Below are 18,611 nucleotides of genomic sequence, written 5' to 3'. Positions count from 1 at the left end.
TGGCGTACGCACCCCGGAGGCGGATCGAGTACGTCACAGCCGCGGTACGTGTGCCGCCTACCTGTTCGAGCTGCTCCGTACGAACTCCTTCAAGTCCGCCGACTGCTGCAGCCGGGACGGCTCGTGCACGTACATCATGTGGCCGGCCGGGTAGTAGGCGCGCGAGATGTTGTCCAGCAGTTCGTCCGGCACAGCCAGGTGGGCCAGCGCGTGCTCGGCCGCGTAGTACGGCGTGGCCCCGTCGTAGTAGCCGAACGCGACATGCAGCTTCATGTGTGGATTCGCACGCATCGCGGCCGACAGCTTGTCCGACACGGTGACATGGGAGTTCTCGAACTCGGAGTAGGACCAAGAGGAGTTCACCCCGAAGCTCAGGATCTCGTACGGCAGGTCGTTCTCGTAGCCGAGCTCGGCGCGTACGTAGTGGTTCAGCGCCGCGGCGTAGGGTCCGTAGATCGCCGAGAACGACGGGTCGCTGGACATCCGCTCCAGCCCGTAGTCCGCCTCGGCGCCGGTGAACCGCGAGTCCAGCCTGCCGACGACGAGCCTGCGGTGCCGCAGCAGCTCGGTGAAGAAGCGCAGGTGCTCGACCCGCAGGTTCACGCGCTCGGTGTAGTCCGTGGACAGCCCGGTCAGCCGGGCGAGCCGGGCGGCGATGTCGGCGCGCTGCTCGGTGGTCAGTCGCGAGCCCCGCGCCAGCGCCCACAGGTAGTCGCCGGAGGCGAACTCCTCGGCCTCGGCGAGCAGCTCGGCGAGCTCGCGATCCGGGTGGAGACCGTGGTAGTGGGCGATCGCGGCGTAGGTGGGCACGTAGAGCGCGTAGGCGAGGTCGTTGCCCTCGGTGAAGAACTGGGTGCCGAAGTCGACGACCGAGGACAGCAGCATCAGCCCGTTGAGGTACATGCCGTACTTGGTCTGCAGGTGCTCGGCCAGCCCGGCGGCGCGTACGGTCCCGTACGACTCGCCTGCGAGGAACTTCGGGGACAGCCAGCGCCCGTTCCGGGTCACCCAGAGGCGGATGATCTCGCCGACGGAGGCGATGTCGGCGGTGAAGCCGTGGTACTCCTTCGGCTTCTTGCCCTGGGCGGCTCGCGAGTACCCGGTGGAGACCGGGTCGATGAACACGAGGTCACTGTGCTCGAGAAGCGATTCGGCGTTGTCGGTCAGCCCGTAGGGCGGTGGTTCCGGCGCGCCGACGTCGCCGGAGACCGCCAGGCGCGGCCCGAGTACGCCCAGGTGCAGCCACACGCTGGACGAGCCGGGGCCGCCGTTGAAGGCGAACGTGACCGGCCGGTGCTCCGGGTCGGCGCCGTCCAGAGTGTAGGCGGTGAGGAAGACCTCGGCCTTGGGGATGTGCCCGTCGAAGGTCTCGTCGGTGACCTGTTCCTCGCGGAGCACCATGCGCCCGGTCTGGGCGGTGTAGTGCAGGGTGCTCTCCCGCGTCGCCAAGGTGTGCTGCGTGGTGACCAGGTCATCTGTGGGAGCCGGAGGGGTGTCGCTGCGGTCGTCCCGTGCCGTGCCGTCGCCGGGGGTCTTCCCGGCATCGTCCGAGGATGTGGATGTCATGCGGCCGACCATAGCGGTTGGGGGACGAGCCGAAGGACTCCTCGGGTACCACATATGCACCGAAGAGGTCCCTCGGCTCGCCCCACCTGCGGTGCCGGCGGTGCGCCACAATGGCAGGCGTGTCTGACCGTCGCGCTCAGGAGCCCGCCGAGGCGGCCACCATCGCCGGGCTGGACGAGGCCGTCACCGGCTGCCGTGCGTGCGACCGCCTGGTGGCCTGGCGAGAGCAGGTAGCGCGGGACAAGCGCGCTGCCTTCGCCGACCAGGAGTACTGGGGCAGGCCGGTACCCGGGTTCGGTCCCGCCGACGCGGCGCTGGTCATCGTCGGGTTGGCGCCCGCGGCCCACGGGGCCAACCGCACGGGCCGCATGTTCACCGGCGACCGCTCGGGCGACGTGCTCTACGCGGCGCTGCACGAGGTGGGCCTTGCCTCGCAGGCGCGGTCGACGTATCCGGGCGACGGGCTCGCGCTGTACGGCACCCGGATCACGGCGCCGGTGCGCTGCGCTCCGCCGGACAACAAGCCGACCCCGGCCGAGCGGGACACCTGCCAGCCGTGGCTGGAGCGCGAGCTGACGTTGCTCGCGCCGAACCTGCGTGCGGTGGTGGCCCTTGGGGGCTTCGGGTGGCAGTCGGTGATGCGGGTACTCGCCGCCACCGGTTGGCAGGTGCCGAAGCCACGACCGCGCTTCGGGCACGGTGCGCACGCCGTCGTCGCGCCCCGTGACGACCATGCTCACCCCCGCGCGGGTGAGGTGCAGGTGTTCGGCAGCTTCCACGTATCGCAGCAGAACACCTTTACCGGCAGGCTCACCCCCGCGATGTTGCGCGATGTGCTCAGCGATGCGGCACGTGCCGCGAACTTGCGGTGAGGTGGCGTTCTAGCTCACAGACGGGTGGGCTGGGGTCGTGTCACAGTGCGCGAAGTGTAACGATGAATTCATGAGCGCACGAAAGTCGGAGCCGACCCGCATCCTGATCCTTGGCGGCGGGTACGTCGGCCTGTACACCGCTTTGGGTCTACAGCGCAAGCTTCGCGCCAATGAGGCTTCCGTCACCATCGTCGACCCCCAGCCGCACATGACCTACCAACCGTTCCTTCCGGAGGCGGCTGCTGGTGCGATCGAGCCTCGACACGTGGTCGTTCCACTGCGGCGCTCGTTGAAGCGTTGCCATGTGCTCACGGCTCGCGTCAACTCCATCGAGCACGAGAGCAAGTCGGTGACCGTGGAAGCCGCGGACGGGCACATCCAGGAACTGTCCTACGACGTGCTCGTGATCGCGCTCGGCTCCGTGGCCCGGCTGCTTCCGGTGCCGGGGCTGGCCGAGCAGGGCATCGCGTTCAAGACCATCGGTGAGGCGATCTACCTGCGCAACCATGTGCTCTCCCGGATGGACCAGGCCTCGAGCACGCTGGATCCCCAGCTGCGGAAGCGGTTGCTGACCTTCACCGTGATCGGTGGAGGGTTCGCCGGGATCGAGGCGCTGGCCGAGCTGGAGGACATGTCCAAGTTCGCCTGCCGCTACTACTCCAACATCAGCCCGGACGACATCCGCTGGGTGCTCGTCGAGGGCGCAGGGCGCATCCTGCCGGAGGTGCGGGAGAGCCTCGGTGCCTACACCGTCGAACAGCTGGAGAAGCGCGGCATCGAGGTGTACCTGTCGACGCTGGTGAAGTCCATGGAAGAGGGCCACCTCGTGCTGGACGACGGCACCGAGTTCGACAGTGACACGATCATCTGGACCGCCGGTGTCAAGGCCAACCCCGTGATCGCCTCCTCGGACCTGCCGCTGCACAAGTCCGGTCGCGTGCAGGCCACCGCGGCGCTGCAGGTCGCGGGCAGGCCGGGGGTCTGGGCGGCAGGTGACTGCGCGGCCGTTCCCGACCTGTCCAAGACCGCGGAGGACCCCACGGCCATCTGCCCGCCGAACGCCCAGCACGCCGTGCGCCAGGCACACCACCTGACCAAGAACATCCTTCGCACGCTCCGGGGCAACCAGCCGAAGGACTACTCGCACTCCAACGCGGGCTCGGTTGCCAGCCTCGGGCTGCACAAGGGTGTCGCGGACGTCTACAACATCAAGGCCAAGGGCTTCAAGGCGTGGAGCATGCACCGCATCTACCACGTAAGCCGGATGCCGACGTTCAACAAGAAGGCCCGCATCACCGTGGACTGGCTGCTCGGCGGCCTGTTCCGCCGCGAGGTCGTCTCGATGGGCCAGATCAACGACCCGAAGGCCGACTTCGCGCGGGTGTCCCAGCAGAGCTGAGGCTGCCGTCCCCGCCTGCGGGACGCTGACCCCGCAGGCGCGGGCCCCGGCGCCTCGCTCCTGCCGGCGGCGAATAAGCTCGTGAGTGCCCCCGTGGCCCAATTGGCAGAGGCGGTCGACTTAAAATCGATTCAGTGCCGGTTCGAGTCCGGTCGGGGGCACGGTTGGTGAGTATCGGCTTCCCGGACAGCACCCCGTCGGCGGCGTGGGTGTTGCCGTTGGGCATCGGACGGTTCCGGTGCCATGCCGCTCCACGGCATCCGGGTTAGGCTGACTGTTGTCGCCCGGCCGGTGGACGGCGGCGACGAGATGCTCGGGCCTGTGGCGTGCTGCGACTGGTGGGTGATGAGGTGACAGGTGCTGGTGGGGCTGCCGTGCGAGCTGAGGCCGAGTCCCTACCGGCGGAAGTGACCGGCTATATCGGCCGCGACGCCGAACTCCAGGAGGTCGGGCACCTGCTCGGTGCGACGCCGCTCGTGACGCTGACAGGGCCGGGCGGGGTCGGTAAGAGCAGGCTGGCGCAACGAGTCGCGGCGAGCGCGCGGTCGGAATTTCGCGATGGGGTGGTTTTCGTCGGCCTGGCCGACCTGCGTGACCCCGCGCTGCTGGTGTACACCGTGGCGGACCGGATCGGGCTCGGTGACCGCTCGGCGCGTCCGGCTGTGGAACTTGTCGTCGAGGCGCTGAATCGCAAGCGGTTGTTGCTGGTGCTGGACAACTGCGAGCACCTCGTTGACGCGTGCGCACGGTTGGTCGAGAACCTGCTTGCCGGGTGCAGCGACCTGGTCGTGCTGGCGACCAGCCGCCAGTCGCTCGGGGTGCCGGGCGAGCGGGTGGTTCCTGTTCCTCCGCTGGCAGTTCCCGAGTCCGGTGAGTCCGTCGAGAACCTGAAGCGGTGCGAGTCGGTGCGGTTGCTCGTCGACCGTGCGAACGCGGTGGCTCCGCCGTTCGAGGTCACCGAGGACAATGCGGCCGACGTGGTCCGGTTGTGTCACCAGCTCGCAGGTCTGCCGTTGACCATCGAACTTGCTGCCGTCCGGTTGCGCGCTCTGTCGGTCGGTCAGCTGGCGGATCGGTTGAGCAGGCAGTTCACGTTGCTCGACGGTGTCGGGCGCAGGGGGCCGAACCGGCACGAGACGCTTCGTGCGCTGATCGACTGGAGCTACCAGCTTTGCACCGAGCCCGAGCGGTTGCTGTGGGCGCGGTCCTCGGTCTTCTCCGGCAGCTTCGGCCTCGAGGCGGCGGAGGCGGTGTGCTCGGGTGACGGGCTGGACCGGCATGTCGTGCTGGACGTGATCGACGGGTTGCTCGACAAGTCCGTCCTGCTTCGCGAGGAACGGCAGGGCGAGGCGCGTTACCGCATGCTGGAACCGATGCGCCAGTACGGGGAGGACCGGCTACGCGCTTCCGGCGAGCACGTGGCCGTGCGCAGGCGCCATCGGGATTGGTACTTCGACCTGACGGCGGCCTTCGCCGCCCAGTGGATCGGTCCGGATCAGGCGGGGTGGCTCGACCGGCTCCGCCGGGAGCACGCCGACCTGCGGGTGGCGCTGGACTTCTGTGCCGGCGATCCCGCGGAGGCCGCCGTCGGTATGCGCATGATCTTCGCCTGCAAGGAGTACTGGCTCGGCAGGGGTCTCAACACCGAGGGGCGTATCCAGCTCCGCAAGCTTCTGGACGCCGCGCCGGAGGACGCTCCCGACCGCGCGCACGCGCTCTGGCACTACGCCTTCATCGCCCTTGTCCAGGGGGACACATCCGCGTTCGAGACCGCGCTGGAGAAGGCAGCCGAAGCCGCCGAGGCCGTCGACGACGACCTCGCTCGCGCGTACGTCCACCATGTGCGCGCCTACGCGGCATTGATCGGAAACGACATGCCGAAGGCCGTGGATCTGTTCGGGATCGCCGCGTCGATGTTTCGCGACCAGGAAGATCTCGGGGCGCAGCTGTGGTCGACGTTCAACTACGGTCTCGCGCTTGGCCTGGCCGGGGACCTCGACGGTGGCAGGAGGGTGTTGCGCGAGACCATCGCGGCGTTCACCGATCGTGGTGAGCTGTTCTGGAGATCGTGGGCACTGTGGTCACTCGCGGCCGCCGAGTACCTGCGCGGCGACTTGCGGCAGGCGACGGACTCCTGTCTTGAAGTGCTGCGGCTGCAGCAGCGTGTGGACGACCGGGTGTTGATCGCATTCGCCCTGACCGTCATGGCCGGGTGCGCGGCACACAGCGGGCGCCCGCGGATGGCAGCCAGGCTGCTGGGAGCCTCCATCACCGTGTGGCAGTCGCTGGGTGCCTCACCGAACCACTACGCCGCGTTCGTCGAACCGCTGCAGCGGGACACCGATATGGTCACCGGGGAGCTCGGCCAGGACGAGGCCATCAAGGAGTTCGCCATCGGCAGCGAGCTCTCGGTGGGCGAGGCCGTGGCATACGCGCTCGGCGAGCAGGAATCCGCCGGTGACATGCTCGTCGAGCAGTCGCACGACCCGTTGACGCAGCGCGAGGCGCAGATCGCCGAGCTCGTGGCGGAGGGGCTGACCAACCGCGCGATCGCCGATCGACTCGTGATCGCGCAGCGGACCGCGGAGACCCACATCGATCACATACTCACCAAGCTCGGTTTCAACAACCGGGCGCAGATCGCCGTATGGGTGACGATGAACCGGCGGAGTTGAACGTGCGAGACCGGCCGCGGACGGCCGGTGCGGCGCCGCGGCCGTACCGGGCTTCTGATGGCCGGTAGTCCGCCAACCGTGTGACGCGTGTAGGCGGTCGGGTGAAATCCCGGGAAACCCCGGTGGCCGGGAACAAAATCCTCCTTGCCGTTGTTAACACCCGTGCCCTCCGCGACGACGTGGAGGGTGGCAAGTCCGTGCGAAGAAGGCGAGGTGACGATCATGCGTATCCTGATCAGTAAGTTCTCAAGGTTTGTCAGCGATCTCAACCGGGCGCATGATGTCGCCCGTGGATTCGCTCCGCACCAGGGAGAGCGCCGGGCCAGGTGAGCCCTGCCGTCCGGACGGGGCGTGGGACCTCGGGTCCCGCGCCCCGTTTCGCGTGCGGCCCCGGTTTCTCGCGACCGCGGTTGATCGCCTTCGACTGTCCGATGCGGCCAGTGCGGTTAGAGTCGCGGTATGAACCCTACGGCGACCGAGCTGGCCGCCCGCGTCCGTGCGGGCGAGAGCGACCCTGTCCGGATACTCGAGGACACGCTTGCGCGGATCGGCAGCGCGGACGGCGAGCTCGGCTCGTTCCGCGCCGTCCGTGCGGAGTCGGCGATGTCCGAGGCCGCGGCCGTGCGGGACAGGACCGACCGCGGTGACCTTCCGCTGGCCGGAGTTCCGGTAGCCGTGAAGGATGTCGTGGCCGTCGATGGCCGGACCCCGCTGTGGGGTTCGGATGCCGCGCCGTCCGGTGTCGTGACGGACGATCATGTCATCGTGGCCCGGTTGCGAGCGGCAGGTGCGGTGATCGTCGGCGTGACCCGGGTGCCGGAGCTGTGCATCTGGCCGATGAGCGATGATCCCGACGGCGTGGCGCGCAACCCGTGGAACGCCGCCTACACCGCGGGCGGCTCGTCGGGCGGTAGCGCGGCGGCTGTCGGAGCGGGGTTGGTGCCGCTGGCCCATGGAACGGACGGTCTCGGGTCGGTGCGCTTACCGGCGGCGCTGTGTGGGCTGGTGGGTATCAAGCCGGGCGCGGGGGTCATCGCCGAGGAGGAAGCATCCTCCTGGTTCGGTATGTCCACGCACGGGCCGCTGGCCACCACGGTGGCCGACGCGGCGGTGATGCTGTCGGTGCTTGCCGACCGCCCCGACCTCGCGGAGGTGCACGAGCCCGTCTCGCCACTGCGCATCGCGATGTCGACCCGCCCACCGCTCGGCATGCCGGTCGCGCGCGCGTTGCGGGCCCCGGTGGACTCCGCTGCACGGCTGCTCGCCGACGACGGCCATAGCCTCGACCGGACCGGCCCGCGCTACGGCCTGACCACCCCCTGCGCGTTGCTGGCCCGCTGGTTCGCGGGACCCGTGCGGACGGCGACAGGTTGGGATCACGCGGTGCTGCAGCGGCGGACACGGCGCCACCTCGCCGCCGGGCGCGCGCTCCTGCGTGCCGGCCTTGTCCGCGAGCGCACGGCACAGCGATGGCGGGATCGTGCGCTGGAGTTCTTCGAGCACCACGACGTGCTCATCACCCCCACCTACGCCGCGTCACCGCCACGGGCCCGGCAGTGGCACCGGGCATCGTGGCTGCGTAACGCGCTGCCCGCACTGCGCTTCGCGCCGTTCACCGGGCCGTGGAACCTGGCGGGCTTCCCTGCGATGACGGTGCCCATGGCGACCACACGGCGAGGCGTGCCGGTCGGTGTCCAGCTCGTCGCCAGGCCCGGCGACGAGGCGCGGTTGATCGGGCTGGCCGCGGCGCTCGAGCGGATGAACGGGTGGCGGCGCACGGCGGTCGGCGTCACCTGAGCCGTCCGTCCCCGCGAGTGGGCCCGGGGCCGGGAGCTCGCTACTGCGAGGAGGTCCCCTCGTCGCCGCTTCGCGCGCTCACGGTGGCCTGCCGGGGCGGGGTCTGCTGCTTCGGCGTGCGCTTGGGCAGCGCGTCGTCCGCGCCGCCAGCGGCGTCCTGCCCAGCGGTGTCCCGCGCAGCGGTCCCCTGCACGTGCCCGTCGGGCGCGCTCGTCGACCCGGCCACTCCGGAGCTGCCCTCCGCGGCGGAGACGCCGTGCGCCTCCTCGCCGTCCTCGGCACGCGGTACGGGTAGCTGCTCCTCCTCGAGCGGCTCGATCGCGGCCTCGCTGCCTGCCAGGATCTCGTCGGCTCCGTTGAGCTTGTCCCTGGCATGGTTGCGGAGCGCGGCCAGCCTCTCGAGGACCGAGTTGGCCTCTGCGATCCTGCGGTCGGCCTCGGCCTGGGCGTCCGCGACCCGCTTCCTGGCTTCCTCTGCGGCGTCGGACAGCCTGCGCTCGGCCTGGTTCTTGCTCGCAGTCTGCTGGTCGGCGATGTACTTCTCCAGCGCGCTGCGCTGCGCGGCCATCGAGGCGTCGAACTCCTGCTCGATGGACCGGCGTTTGCGCTCCTCCTCGGCGTCGAGCTGTTCCCTGCGGCGCACCGCGTCGGTGGTGAGCTTCTGGACCTCCACGCGGGTTTCCTCGAGCGCGGCGCGGTGCTGGGCGTGCAGCTGCTGCGCCTGCGAGTCCAGTTCCTTGAGCAGCGACCGGTAGCGCTCGCGCAGGTCGATCGACGCCTGCGCGGTCTCCTTCCACCGTTCCTCGGCCGCCGTCTGGGCGCGGGTGGTGATCTCCTCGGCCTGGAGGTACGCCAGGTGCCCGACCCGCTGCATGCGCTCGTCGAGATCCTCCAGGTTCTCCGGAGGCACCAGCAGCTCCTCGACCCGCGCCTGGAGCTGGCCGTTCTCCGAACGCAGCGAGTCCAGCTGCTCGGTCAGCGAGCTCACCTGTGCTCGCGCGGAGTCGCGGTCCTCGATGAGGCGTTCCAGGGTGGTCTCCAGGTTCGCGAGGTACTCGCGGACCTGGCTGCGGTCGAACCCGTTCCACACATGATCGAATTCGCGCTGAAGAGGCGTCACGGTGTCGTCTCGCTTCGGGCTGGGCGAAGTCATGCTTCGACGTTACCTGCGTACGGAGTGTTGTGGTCGGAGGTGTGGGTTATCAGCCCCCTGTGCGGCACAACGTCCCGCACAGCTACCGCCCGTTGCGCGCGCCGGAGACTCACTCACCAGTGGAAGCCCCGGGTGAGCTTCACCAGAGCCGCGGCGGCACGGCCGAGTTGCTGCTCGCCTCGACCGATCTTGAGCTTACCCTCACCCCCTGCGGCGACGGAATCCGGGAAGACCCGGAATGCCTGATACGCGAGAGCGTCGGCGAGCCCGGGGGCCAGCGTGTAGGCCGTGCTGATGAGCTGGCCACTGGGGCTGCCGATGTGCTTCGGGCGGTCCTTGAGCGCGTGGACGACCATCGATGCGGCCTGCTCCGGCGACTTGGTGGGGAAGGCGTCGTAGATCTTGGTCGGCCGGATCATCGGTGTGCGCACCAGCGGCATGTGCACGGTCGTGAACGTGACCCCGTCGCCGTGCATCTCCACAGCCGCGATCTTGCTGAAGTAGTCCAGCGCGGCCTTCGACGCGACATAGGCCGAGAAGCGCGGCGCGATGCCCTGCACACCGATCGACGAGACGTTGACGATGTGCCCGAACTTGCGCTCGGTCATGTGCGGAAGCAGCGAGAGGATCATCCGGACCGCGCCGAAGTAGTTGATCGCGATCGCACGCTCGTAGTCGTGCATCCGGTCGTAGGACAGCCGGATGGCCCGCCGGATCGAGCGGCCCGCGTTGTTCACCAGCATGTCGACCCGGCCGTGGTCGGCCAGCATCGCGTCCACCGTCTTGCCGACCGAGTCGCCGTCGGTGAGGTCGCACGGGTAGATGGAGGCCTGCCCGCCTGCCTGGACGATCTCGCTGCGCACCTCCTCGAGCTCGTGCTGCCTGCGGGCGACCAGCAGCGGGTAGCCGCCTTCGGCGGCCACCTGCAGTGCGGTGGCGCGGCCGATCCCCGAGGAGGCTCCGGTGATCACCACCCTGCGGCCGTCGAGCTCGCCACGGGGGCCGTGCTTGCGCGCCCGGTACGGGTCGAGGTGCTCGGCCCAGTACGACCACAGCAGGCTCGCGTACTCGGACAGGCGTGGCACCTCGATGCCGTCGGGGGCGAGCTGCTTACGCGTCTCGGCGGAGGCGAACACCGACGGGAACGCCATGTTGTCCAGCAGCACAGGTGGCAGGCCGACCCGTTCGAGAACGGCGTCCCTCGCGATCGTCACCCCGGGGATGTAGTCGGAGACCTTGGCCAGCTGGATGATTCCCTTGCTCACGGTGTCACCGAGCTCGGCGGTGATCGTCGGTGCGCCCGCCGCGCGCGCGAAGGCGTTGTAGATCGAGGTCACCGGCTGGGGCTCCGGGTTGACCAGGTGGAAGGTGCGCTGGTTGAGCCCGTCCTTGCGGGAGAGCGTGTGCAGGGCCTTGGCGACGTAGTCGACGGGGACGATGTTGGTGTCGCCGATGTCCGGAGCGATGGCCGGAAGGCTGGGCAGCGCGCTCAGTCGTGCGATGGCGGGGAACAGGTAGTACGGGCCGTCGATCTTGTCCATCTCGCCGGTTCGCGAGTTACCGACGACGACCGCGGGCCGGTACACCCGCCACGGCACCGTCGACTGGGCGCGTACCAGGCGCTCGGACTCGAACTTCGTCCGGTGGTACGGCGTGGGCAGGTGCTGGCCCACGTCGAACATCTCCTCGGTGAACGTCCCCTTGTAGTCCCCGGCGACGGCGACCGAGGACACGTGATGCAAGCAGCCTGCCTGGATGTCGGTGCACAGGTCGATGACGTTGGCCGTACCGTCGACGTTGGACCGTACGTTGCTCTCCTCGTCGGCCGTGAGGTCGTAGAGCGCGGCGAGGTGCACGACGTTGTCGACGTTGCCGCGCAGCTCGGTGCGGTCCTCCTCGGTCATACCGAGCAGCTCCGTCGACACGTCACCGGTCACCGGCGTGAGCTTGTCCTGGTTCGGCCAGCGTGCGCTGAACCTGTTCAGCTTGGCCTCCGAGCCTGCGCGCACGGTGACCCATACCCGTTCGGTGTCGGCGTCGGCGAGGAGCAGTTCGAGGTAGTGGCGCCCGATCAGGCCGGTCGCGCCCGTCACCAGGTACGTGGTCATGAGACGTCCTCCTCTAACAGCGTCGCCGGCTGCCGCGTGACCTCGCTACCGTCCGCCGGGTAGCGGGGTGATGACATTCTGCTTCATCGGTAACAACGAGACCAGCGCAACCGCCGGTACGGTGGCCTGAGTTACCCGTCGAGGTGGCACCGCGTCCCGCGTGCCGCCGAGCGAGTTGAACGGGATGAGCGTGCGATAGCTCCCGTATGGGTAGGGTGAACGGTATACGGCTGAGGGAACCGGCCACGCCGAGTGGCCGTTGTACCTGTAGTAGGCGCTAGATCACGACATGTGCGAGCAGATCCAGGAGGATCCAGGTGCGTACCAGTAGTAACCCCGCGTTCCGCAACCTACCGGGTGGCGGCGCGGCCAGCGGACCATACGGATTCGGTCAGACGCAGGGTGGAGTGCCTGGTCAGGGCGCGCCGCGGACGGCTGCCGGCGAGGGCGAACGGCCCATCACCGTCGACGACGTCGTCATGAAGACCGGCGCGTGCCTCGCGACGGCGCTCGGCGTCGGCACGCTGACAGCCATCTGGGCGCAGGGCCAGATCGCCTCGGGTAGCACGGGTGCCGTCTACGGCGCGGTCTTCGGCGGCATGATCGTCGGGCTGGTGCTCGCCCTTGTCGTCATCTTCAAGAAGACCCCGAACCCGGCTCTGATCCTGAGCTACTCGGCGGCCGAGGGCGTGTTCCTCGGCGCCATCACGGGCGTGTTCACGGCCGCGTTCGGCAACCAGATCGCGCTCAACGCGATCCTCGGTACCGCAGGGGTGTTCGCCGTGATGCTCGTCGTGTACCGGACAGGTGCCGTCAAGGTCACCCCCAAGTTCAGGAAGTGGATCACCGGGGCGATCGGTGGTGTCTTCGTCCTGATGCTGGCCAACCTGGTGCTCGGCTTCTTCGGTATCAACATGGGGCTGCGCGACGGCGGTACGCTGGCGATCATCTTCAGTCTCGTGGTGATCGGTGTCGCGGCCTTCAGCTTCCTGCTCGACTTCGACATGGCCGACCACATGATCCGCGAGGCCATGCCGGCCAGGTGGGCGTGGTTCGTGGCCTTCGGGCTGATGGTGACGCTCGTGTGGCTCTACCTCGAGATCCTGCGCCTGCTGTCCTACTTCCAGGAGTAGGCGCGACGACTCTCCGCGAGACAGTGAACGGGGCGTCCGGTCGATCGGCCGGACGCCCCGTTCACGTGGGTCGGGGTCAGCTGAGCCGCTCGAGGACCATCGCCATGCCCTGACCACCCCCGACGCACATCGTCTCCAGCCCGAACTGCTTGTCGTGGTGCTGCAGCGAGTTGACCAGTGTCGAAGTGATCCGCGCCCCGGTCATGCCGAAGGGATGCCCGACGGCGATCGCGCCACCGTTGACGTTGAGCCGTTCGATGTCGATGCCGAGGTCGCGGTACGACGGGATCACCTGCGCGGCGAACGCCTCGTTGATCTCCACCAGGTCGATGTCGCCGATGGACATGCCCGCGCGGGCGAGGGCCTGCCGCGAGGCCCCGACCGGGCCGTACCCCATGATCTCGGGGGACAGTGCCGTCACCCCGGTCGAGACCACCCGCGCCAGCGGGGTGATGCCCAACTCGGCTGCCTTCGTGTCGGACATCACCACGACCGCTGCCGCGCCGTCGTTGAGCGGGCAGGCGTTCGCGGCAGTCACGCGGCCGTCCGGCCGGAACACAGGCTTCAGCCCCGATGCGCCCTCCACGGTGACACCCGCCCGCGGGCCGTCGTCGGCGTCGACCACGCTGCCGTCCGGAAGGGTGACCGGGGTGATGTCCTTGGCCCAGAACCCGTCGGCGATGGCTTTCTCCGCGAGGTTCTGGGAACGCACGCCGAACTCGTCCATCTCCTCCCGCGAGATGCCCTTCAGCCTGGCCAGGTTCTCGGCCGTCTGGCCCATGGCGATGTAGATGTCGGGGAGCCTGCCGCTGTCCCGGGGGTCCTCCCACGAGTCGGCGCCGTGCTCGGCGACGTGCGCCGTACGCGCTTGTGCGTCGGCGAACAGCGGGTTCTGCGTGTCGGGAAGGGAGTCGGAGCTGCCCTTGGCGAACCGGGACACCGCTTCGACACCCGCGGAGATGAACACGTCGCCTTCGCCCGCCTTGATCGCGTGCATCGCCATCCGAGTCGTCTGCAAGCTGGACGAGCAGTACCGGGTGATGGTCGTTCCCGGCAGGTGGTCGTAGCCGAGCTCGGTCGCGACGACCCGGCCCATGTTGAAACCGGACTCGCCGCCGGGCAGCCCGCAACCGAGCATCAGGTCGTCGATGGCCGCGGGGTCGAGTTGCGGCACCTTGTCCAGTGCCGCCCGCACCATCTGGGTGGCCAGGTCGTCCGGTCGCATGTCAACCAACGAGCCCTTGCCGGCTCGGCCGATGGGCGAGCGGGCGGTCGACACGATCACGGCTTCGGGCATGGGATGGCTCCTTCGTACCGGGGGCTTGTTCAACTGTCGGGCAGTACACCGCGCACCGGTCACCGGGCGTCACCCGGCACCTGCTTCGCGCACGCCTGCGCGGTCGGACCAGAGCTCGAGGTATATCAGCGGGGGGACCCGTCCGTCGACGTGTGCGTAGTCATGGAACGGCACCACGGGTGTCTCGAACGTTGTCGATTGTGCGACCGACACTATGCCGTGACGAACCTTCCCTGCCAGTCCGGCGCCCGCGCGTGATGCCTGACCAGAACGAACCGGCACCGGCAGGTGACCGGCGCCTGTGATCCGCGTGCCGAAGCGGCTCACGGAGCTGCCTGCGCGGGGTGCGCGGGATAGGGTGGTGCTGAGCGGGGAACAACCGCGACGGGTATACGAGCGCGCAACTCGCGTAGGAATGGGAATGGTGCGATGGAATACGCCGAGCACGTCATCGACCTGGTTGGCAATACCCCACTGGTCAAGTTGAACGCGCTGTCGTCAGCGCTCGCCGACGGCAACGGGCCCACCGTGCTCGCCAAGGTGGAGTACTTCAACCCCGGGGGTAGCGTCAAAGACCGCATCGCGGTGCGCATGATCGACGCCGCGGAGCAGTCCGGTGAGCTCAAGCCCGGCGGCACGATCGTCGAACCGACCTCCGGCAATACCGGAGTAGGTCTGGCTATGGTGGCTCAACGCAGGGGATACCGTTGCGTGTTCGTCTGCCCGGACAAGGTCAGCCAGGACAAGCAGGACGTACTCAAGGCGTACGGCGCCGAGGTCGTGGTGTGCCCGACCGCGGTCCCGCCGGACCACGCCGACTCCTACTACCAGGTGTCCGACCGGCTGGTCGAGGAGATCGACGGCGCGTGGAAGCCCAACCAGTACGCCAACCCCGCCAACCCGGCCAGCCACTACGACACGACCGGGCCCGAGCTGTGGCAGCAGACCGAGGGCAGGATCACGCATTTCGTCGCCGGTGTGGGTACCGGCGGCACCATCTCCGGAACGGGCAGGTACCTCAAGGAGGTCTCCGACGGGGCGGTTCGTATCGTCGGGGCGGACCCGGAAGGGTCGGTCTACTCCGGCGGAACCGGGCGGCCCTATCTGGTGGAAGGAGTCGGGGAGGACTTCTGGCCGGAGACCTACGACGCCTCGATCGCCGACGAGATCATCGCGATCTCGGACGCCGACTCGTTCCAGATGACCCGGAGGCTGGCCGCGGAGGAAGGGTTGCTCGTCGGTGGCTCGTGCGGGATGGCGGTCGCCGCGTCGCTCGAGCTGGCCGAACGGTTGGCCGCGGCCGGGCAGAACGACGCCGTGATCGTGGCGTTGCTCCCGGACGGTGGGCGCAGCTACCTGACCAAGGTCTTCAACGACGGCTGGATGTCGTCCTACGGCTTCCTCCCGACGGACGAGACCGACGCCACGGTCACGGACGTGCTGCGACGCAAGGACGGGTCGCTTCCCGAGCTGGTGCACACGCACCCGAACGAGACCGTCGCCGAGGCCGTCACGATCCTCCGGGAGTTCGGGGTGAGCCAGATGCCGGTGGTCAACGCCGAACCACCGATCATGGCGGCAGAGGTGGTCGGTGCCGTCAACGAGCGCGAGCTGCTCGACTCGCTGTTCGCAGGCAAGGCGGCGCTGGCTGACCGGCTCGACAAGCACATGTCGGCCCCGCTGCCGACGATCGGCGGTGGCTCCTCGATCAGCAACGCGATGACCGTGCTCGCCTCGGCCGATGCCGCTCTGGTGCTGATCGGTGGTAAGCCGGCCGGGGTGGTCAGCAGGCAGGACCTCCTCGGCTTCCTGGCTGGTGGCTGACGGCCGCGCTGGTGCCCGAGTAGGGGGTCGGGTGGGGTTTGTCCGGCGCATCGCCGGGTTGTCCGATAGCGTGTGTGACCGATGAGCGCTGTTCACTCCTCGAGCGGCAAGGTCGCCGCGGTCTCGGCTCCCGGAGCGCACCGTGCGCTGCCGGCTGAGACAGCGAGCTCGGTCGTGCCCACGTACGCTCCATCGCGAATAGCCCGTTCGCCGGACAAGACAGTGTTGAAGAGATCGTGTTTCCGCCAAGGGGGTTGAAAACCTAGATGAACGCTCCCCAACCACCGGACCAGTCGCCGGAGGGGAACGAGCAGCCGCAAGGCCAGCCAAACGAGTCCCCACCGAGTGATCCGCAGGCACAGCCGGACACGCCGTTCGGCAGCACACCGGAACCCACTCAGGTCGTCCAGCCCGGGTCGGCCCCGCAAGCAGGCCATATGGGCAGCGGTGACCAGTTCGACGGCCCCGAACAGACACAGATGGTGCAGCCGCCCCAGCCACCATCGGACAGCCCCGGGTCGGCCTCCACTCAGCTGATGCCGCCCGATATGCAACCGCCGCCCGCGATCCCGTACACCCCGCCGCCGAGCGCCGCAGACAACCCTGCTGCCGTGGGTCAGCAGCAGGGTGGATTCGCGCAGCAGCCTGGTGGGTTCGATCCGTATCAGGGCCAGCAGCAGGGAGGTTTCGCGCAGCAGCCTGGTGGGTTCGATCCGTATCAGGGCCAGCAGCAGGGTGGATTCGCGCAGCAGCCTGGTGGCCAGTACGCCCCGCCGTTCGGGGGGCATCCCCAGCAGAACTTCGGCTTCCCGGGCCAGCAGCAGGGAGGTTTCGCGCAGCAGCCTGGTGGCCAGTACGCCCCGCCGTTCGGGGGGCATCCCCAGCAGAACTTCGGCTTCCCGGGCCAGCCGGATGGCTTCGGCGGAGCGCCCCCGCAGCCCGGCTACGGCCGCTCCGGCGGTGCCGGTATGTCGATCGGCGGTCTCCTCGCGGGAGGTGTGGTCGCGCTGCTCGGCGTGGTCATCCTGATCTTGACCTTCGTCGAGATGGCCGACATGGGCGGCTACTCCAGCGCTCACGACCGGCTCGACCTCAGCGAATTCGGCCTGGCCTCCCCGGGCCTGCTGTGGTTCTACCTCGTCATGATGATGATCGGTGCGCTCGCCGCGATCGCGGGTGGTGTACTCATCGCGCTGGCCGGCAAGCTCGGCGCGGCGATGATAAGGATCGCTCCGATCGCCACGACTGCAGGCGGGGCACTGGTCCTGCTGTTCGTCATTCTGCTGTGGATCGGCCTGACCCCGTCCAGCGATGTGGACGTCGAAGGGGGCGTACCCGGAACGATCGTCACATCGCTCGCCCTGAGCGTGCTCGTACTCGCGGTCGGGGTTCTCGGCATGATCCCGCCCACCGCGCCCCTGTTCGGGCTCGGCAACGGACGTTCGGGAGGTCCTCAAGGAGCAGGTGCGTTCGCCCATCCCGGACAGCAGCCCGGTGGGTTCGGCCAGTACCCGGCCCCGTTCGGCCAGCCACCCCAGCAGAACGCGTTCGGCCAGTTCCCGCCGCAGGGTCCGCCGAGTGGTGGGTTCGGTCAGCCGCCGCAGGGTCCGTACGGCCAGCAGGCACAGGGTCCGCCGAGTGGTGGGTTCGGTCAGCCGCCGCAGGGTCCGCCCAGTGGTGGGTTCGGTCAGCCGCCGCAGGGTCCGCCCAGTGGTGGGTTCGGTCAGCCGCCGCAGCAGGATCCGTACGGCCAGCAAGGGCAGGGTCCGCCGCCCGGCTACGGGCCGCCACAGCAGTAGGCAGACGGCACACCCGGGCCCTTCGGGGGTTTCGTCCCTGCCCTTCGGACCGGTTCCGGCTCGGGGGGCAGGGGCACGTGTATGTGGGAAGCGATGTCCACAGGGGAACCTGCCGCTAGGGTGTAGGTGTCCGATCGATGGGGGTCGAGGCCGCGCGGACGCTGTGTCTGGGGATGTCCGGGATGCCGCCCGGCATCCCGGCGCCGCACCGATGAGCGCGGTTCGTGTCAGGGAGCGAGGATGAGCTACCCGCAGTACCCGGCGCAGGGCGGGTACCCGGCGATGCCGGCCTATCCGGGCTACACCGATGCGGAACCGCCCGCGAGCGGCGGCACCGCGATCACCGCAGGGGTTCTGGCATGTCTCTGTGGGTTGTTCGCCCTCTGGGGCGCGGTGCAGGCTTTCATGCTCAGCGCGATGTCCGTCGAGATGTTCGACGCGGAACTCACGGCAGGTGAGCGGGCGCGGGCGGAGTCCGCGATTCCGGGCTGGACGCAGACCGCCGGCTTCATCGGCGGGTCGGTTCAGCTGGTGATCGTCGGGTTGCTGATCGGCGGCGCCGTGCTGCTGTTCATGAAGAAGGCCGCGGGACGCTGGATGGTCGCCTCCGGGTGCGCGCTCGTCATCCTGTTCTCGATCGCCTCTTTCATCCTCACGTGGGTCGTGCTCGACTCGATGGTCGAGGAGTTCGCAGGCCAGGGCTCGTCGACAGGGCCATCGGCCCAGGAGGCCGAGTCCGTGCTCGGCGCCGCCATGGTCGTCGGTGGGATCGCGATGTTCTTCGTGCTGTTGCCGGCGATCGTGACACTGGTCCTGGCGCTTGTCCGCCCGACCCGGCGGTGGTGCGAGCAGGGCACGGGGTCGGTGTCGGCGAACGTGCCCCCGTACGGTGCTCCGCCGCCCTACGCCGGGCATCCGCCGCAGCAGCCGGGGTACCCGCCCCAGCAGCCGATGGCGCCGGAGGGGTACTTCCAGCGGCCGGAATGAC

Annotated in this window: 12 protein-coding genes and 1 tRNA gene; 9 read left to right on the top strand and 4 right to left on the bottom strand. The window is 68.9% G+C overall.

Annotated elements, in window-relative coordinates; all coding sequences use genetic code 11:
* Positions 1–57: 57 nt before the first annotated feature.
* Positions 58–1,566 carry a S10 family peptidase gene (locus tag CHB84_RS02185; RefSeq protein WP_089299874.1) on the bottom strand — a complete coding sequence of 503 codons (1,509 nt, stop codon included), beginning with the start codon at positions 1,564–1,566 and terminating at the stop codon, positions 58–60.
* A gap of 119 nt (positions 1,567–1,685) precedes the next feature.
* On the opposite strand from CHB84_RS02185, the gene CHB84_RS02180 reads away from it, so the two are divergent.
* The 5 genes from CHB84_RS02180 (at position 1,686) to CHB84_RS02160 (ending at position 8,309) form a co-directional block, all read left to right on the top strand.
* Positions 1,686–2,438 carry a uracil-DNA glycosylase gene (locus CHB84_RS02180; RefSeq protein ID WP_245818502.1) on the top strand — a complete coding sequence of 251 codons (753 nt, stop codon included), beginning with the start codon at positions 1,686–1,688 and terminating at the stop codon, positions 2,436–2,438.
* Positions 2,439–2,508: 70 nt separating this feature from the next.
* Positions 2,509–3,837 carry an NAD(P)/FAD-dependent oxidoreductase gene (locus CHB84_RS02175; protein WP_089299765.1) on the top strand — a complete coding sequence of 443 codons (1,329 nt, stop codon included), beginning with the start codon at positions 2,509–2,511 and terminating at the stop codon, positions 3,835–3,837.
* An 87-nt stretch (positions 3,838–3,924) separates the two neighbouring features.
* Positions 3,925–3,998, top strand: a tRNA-Leu gene (locus CHB84_RS02170).
* A 213-nt stretch (positions 3,999–4,211) separates the two neighbouring features.
* Entirely contained in the window at positions 4,212–6,512 is a 2,301-nt protein-coding gene (locus CHB84_RS02165; protein ID WP_245818501.1) for an ATP-binding protein, read from the top strand.
* Positions 6,513–6,971: 459 nt separating this feature from the next.
* Positions 6,972–8,309 (top strand): amidase, encoded by a 1,338-nt coding sequence (locus tag CHB84_RS02160; protein ID WP_089299764.1) that lies wholly within the window; start codon positions 6,972–6,974, stop codon positions 8,307–8,309.
* Between the two features lie 40 nt (positions 8,310–8,349).
* Here CHB84_RS02160 and CHB84_RS02155 read toward each other — a convergent pair whose 3' ends face one another.
* Both CHB84_RS02155 and CHB84_RS02150 read right to left on the bottom strand, forming a co-directional pair.
* The gene (locus CHB84_RS02155) at positions 8,350–9,462 is read right to left on the bottom strand and encodes a DivIVA domain-containing protein (RefSeq protein WP_089299763.1); all 1,113 of its coding nucleotides are present in this window, start codon (positions 9,460–9,462) and stop codon (positions 8,350–8,352) included.
* 113 nt (positions 9,463–9,575) lie between these two features.
* Positions 9,576–11,570 (bottom strand): SDR family oxidoreductase, encoded by a 1,995-nt coding sequence (locus tag CHB84_RS02150; protein WP_089299762.1) that lies wholly within the window; start codon positions 11,568–11,570, stop codon positions 9,576–9,578.
* 317 nt (positions 11,571–11,887) lie between these two features.
* Between CHB84_RS02150 and CHB84_RS02145 the strand changes: the two genes are divergently transcribed.
* Positions 11,888–12,703 (top strand): Bax inhibitor-1/YccA family protein, encoded by an 816-nt coding sequence (locus CHB84_RS02145; protein ID WP_089299761.1) that lies wholly within the window; start codon positions 11,888–11,890, stop codon positions 12,701–12,703.
* A 76-nt stretch (positions 12,704–12,779) separates the two neighbouring features.
* On the opposite strand, the gene CHB84_RS02140 is transcribed toward CHB84_RS02145, so the two are convergent.
* Positions 12,780–14,000: an acetyl-CoA C-acetyltransferase gene (locus CHB84_RS02140; RefSeq protein WP_089299760.1), complete on the bottom strand. Its 1,221-nt coding sequence runs from the start codon at positions 13,998–14,000 to the stop codon at positions 12,780–12,782.
* Between the two features lie 429 nt (positions 14,001–14,429).
* Here CHB84_RS02140 and CHB84_RS02135 point away from each other — a divergent pair, with 429 nt between their 5' ends.
* The 3 genes from CHB84_RS02135 (at position 14,430) to CHB84_RS02125 (ending at position 18,610) form a co-directional block, all read left to right on the top strand.
* Positions 14,430–15,824: a cystathionine beta-synthase gene (locus CHB84_RS02135; RefSeq protein WP_089299759.1), complete on the top strand. Its 1,395-nt coding sequence runs from the start codon at positions 14,430–14,432 to the stop codon at positions 15,822–15,824.
* Positions 15,825–16,090: 266 nt separating this feature from the next.
* Positions 16,091–17,623 (top strand): TgpA N-terminal domain-containing protein, encoded by a 1,533-nt coding sequence (locus CHB84_RS02130; protein ID WP_089299758.1) that lies wholly within the window; start codon positions 16,091–16,093, stop codon positions 17,621–17,623.
* 240 nt (positions 17,624–17,863) lie between these two features.
* Positions 17,864–18,610 carry a hypothetical protein gene (locus CHB84_RS02125; RefSeq protein ID WP_089299757.1) on the top strand — a complete coding sequence of 249 codons (747 nt, stop codon included), beginning with the start codon at positions 17,864–17,866 and terminating at the stop codon, positions 18,608–18,610.
* Position 18,611 lies beyond the last annotated feature (1 nt).

This window comes from Haloechinothrix alba, from assembly GCF_900188115.1.
In the GTDB taxonomy this organism is placed as follows: domain Bacteria; phylum Actinomycetota; class Actinomycetes; order Mycobacteriales; family Pseudonocardiaceae; genus Haloechinothrix; species Haloechinothrix alba.
Note: the sequence above shows the minus strand (reverse complement) of the source record. Positions and strands in the feature narration are given on the sequence as shown.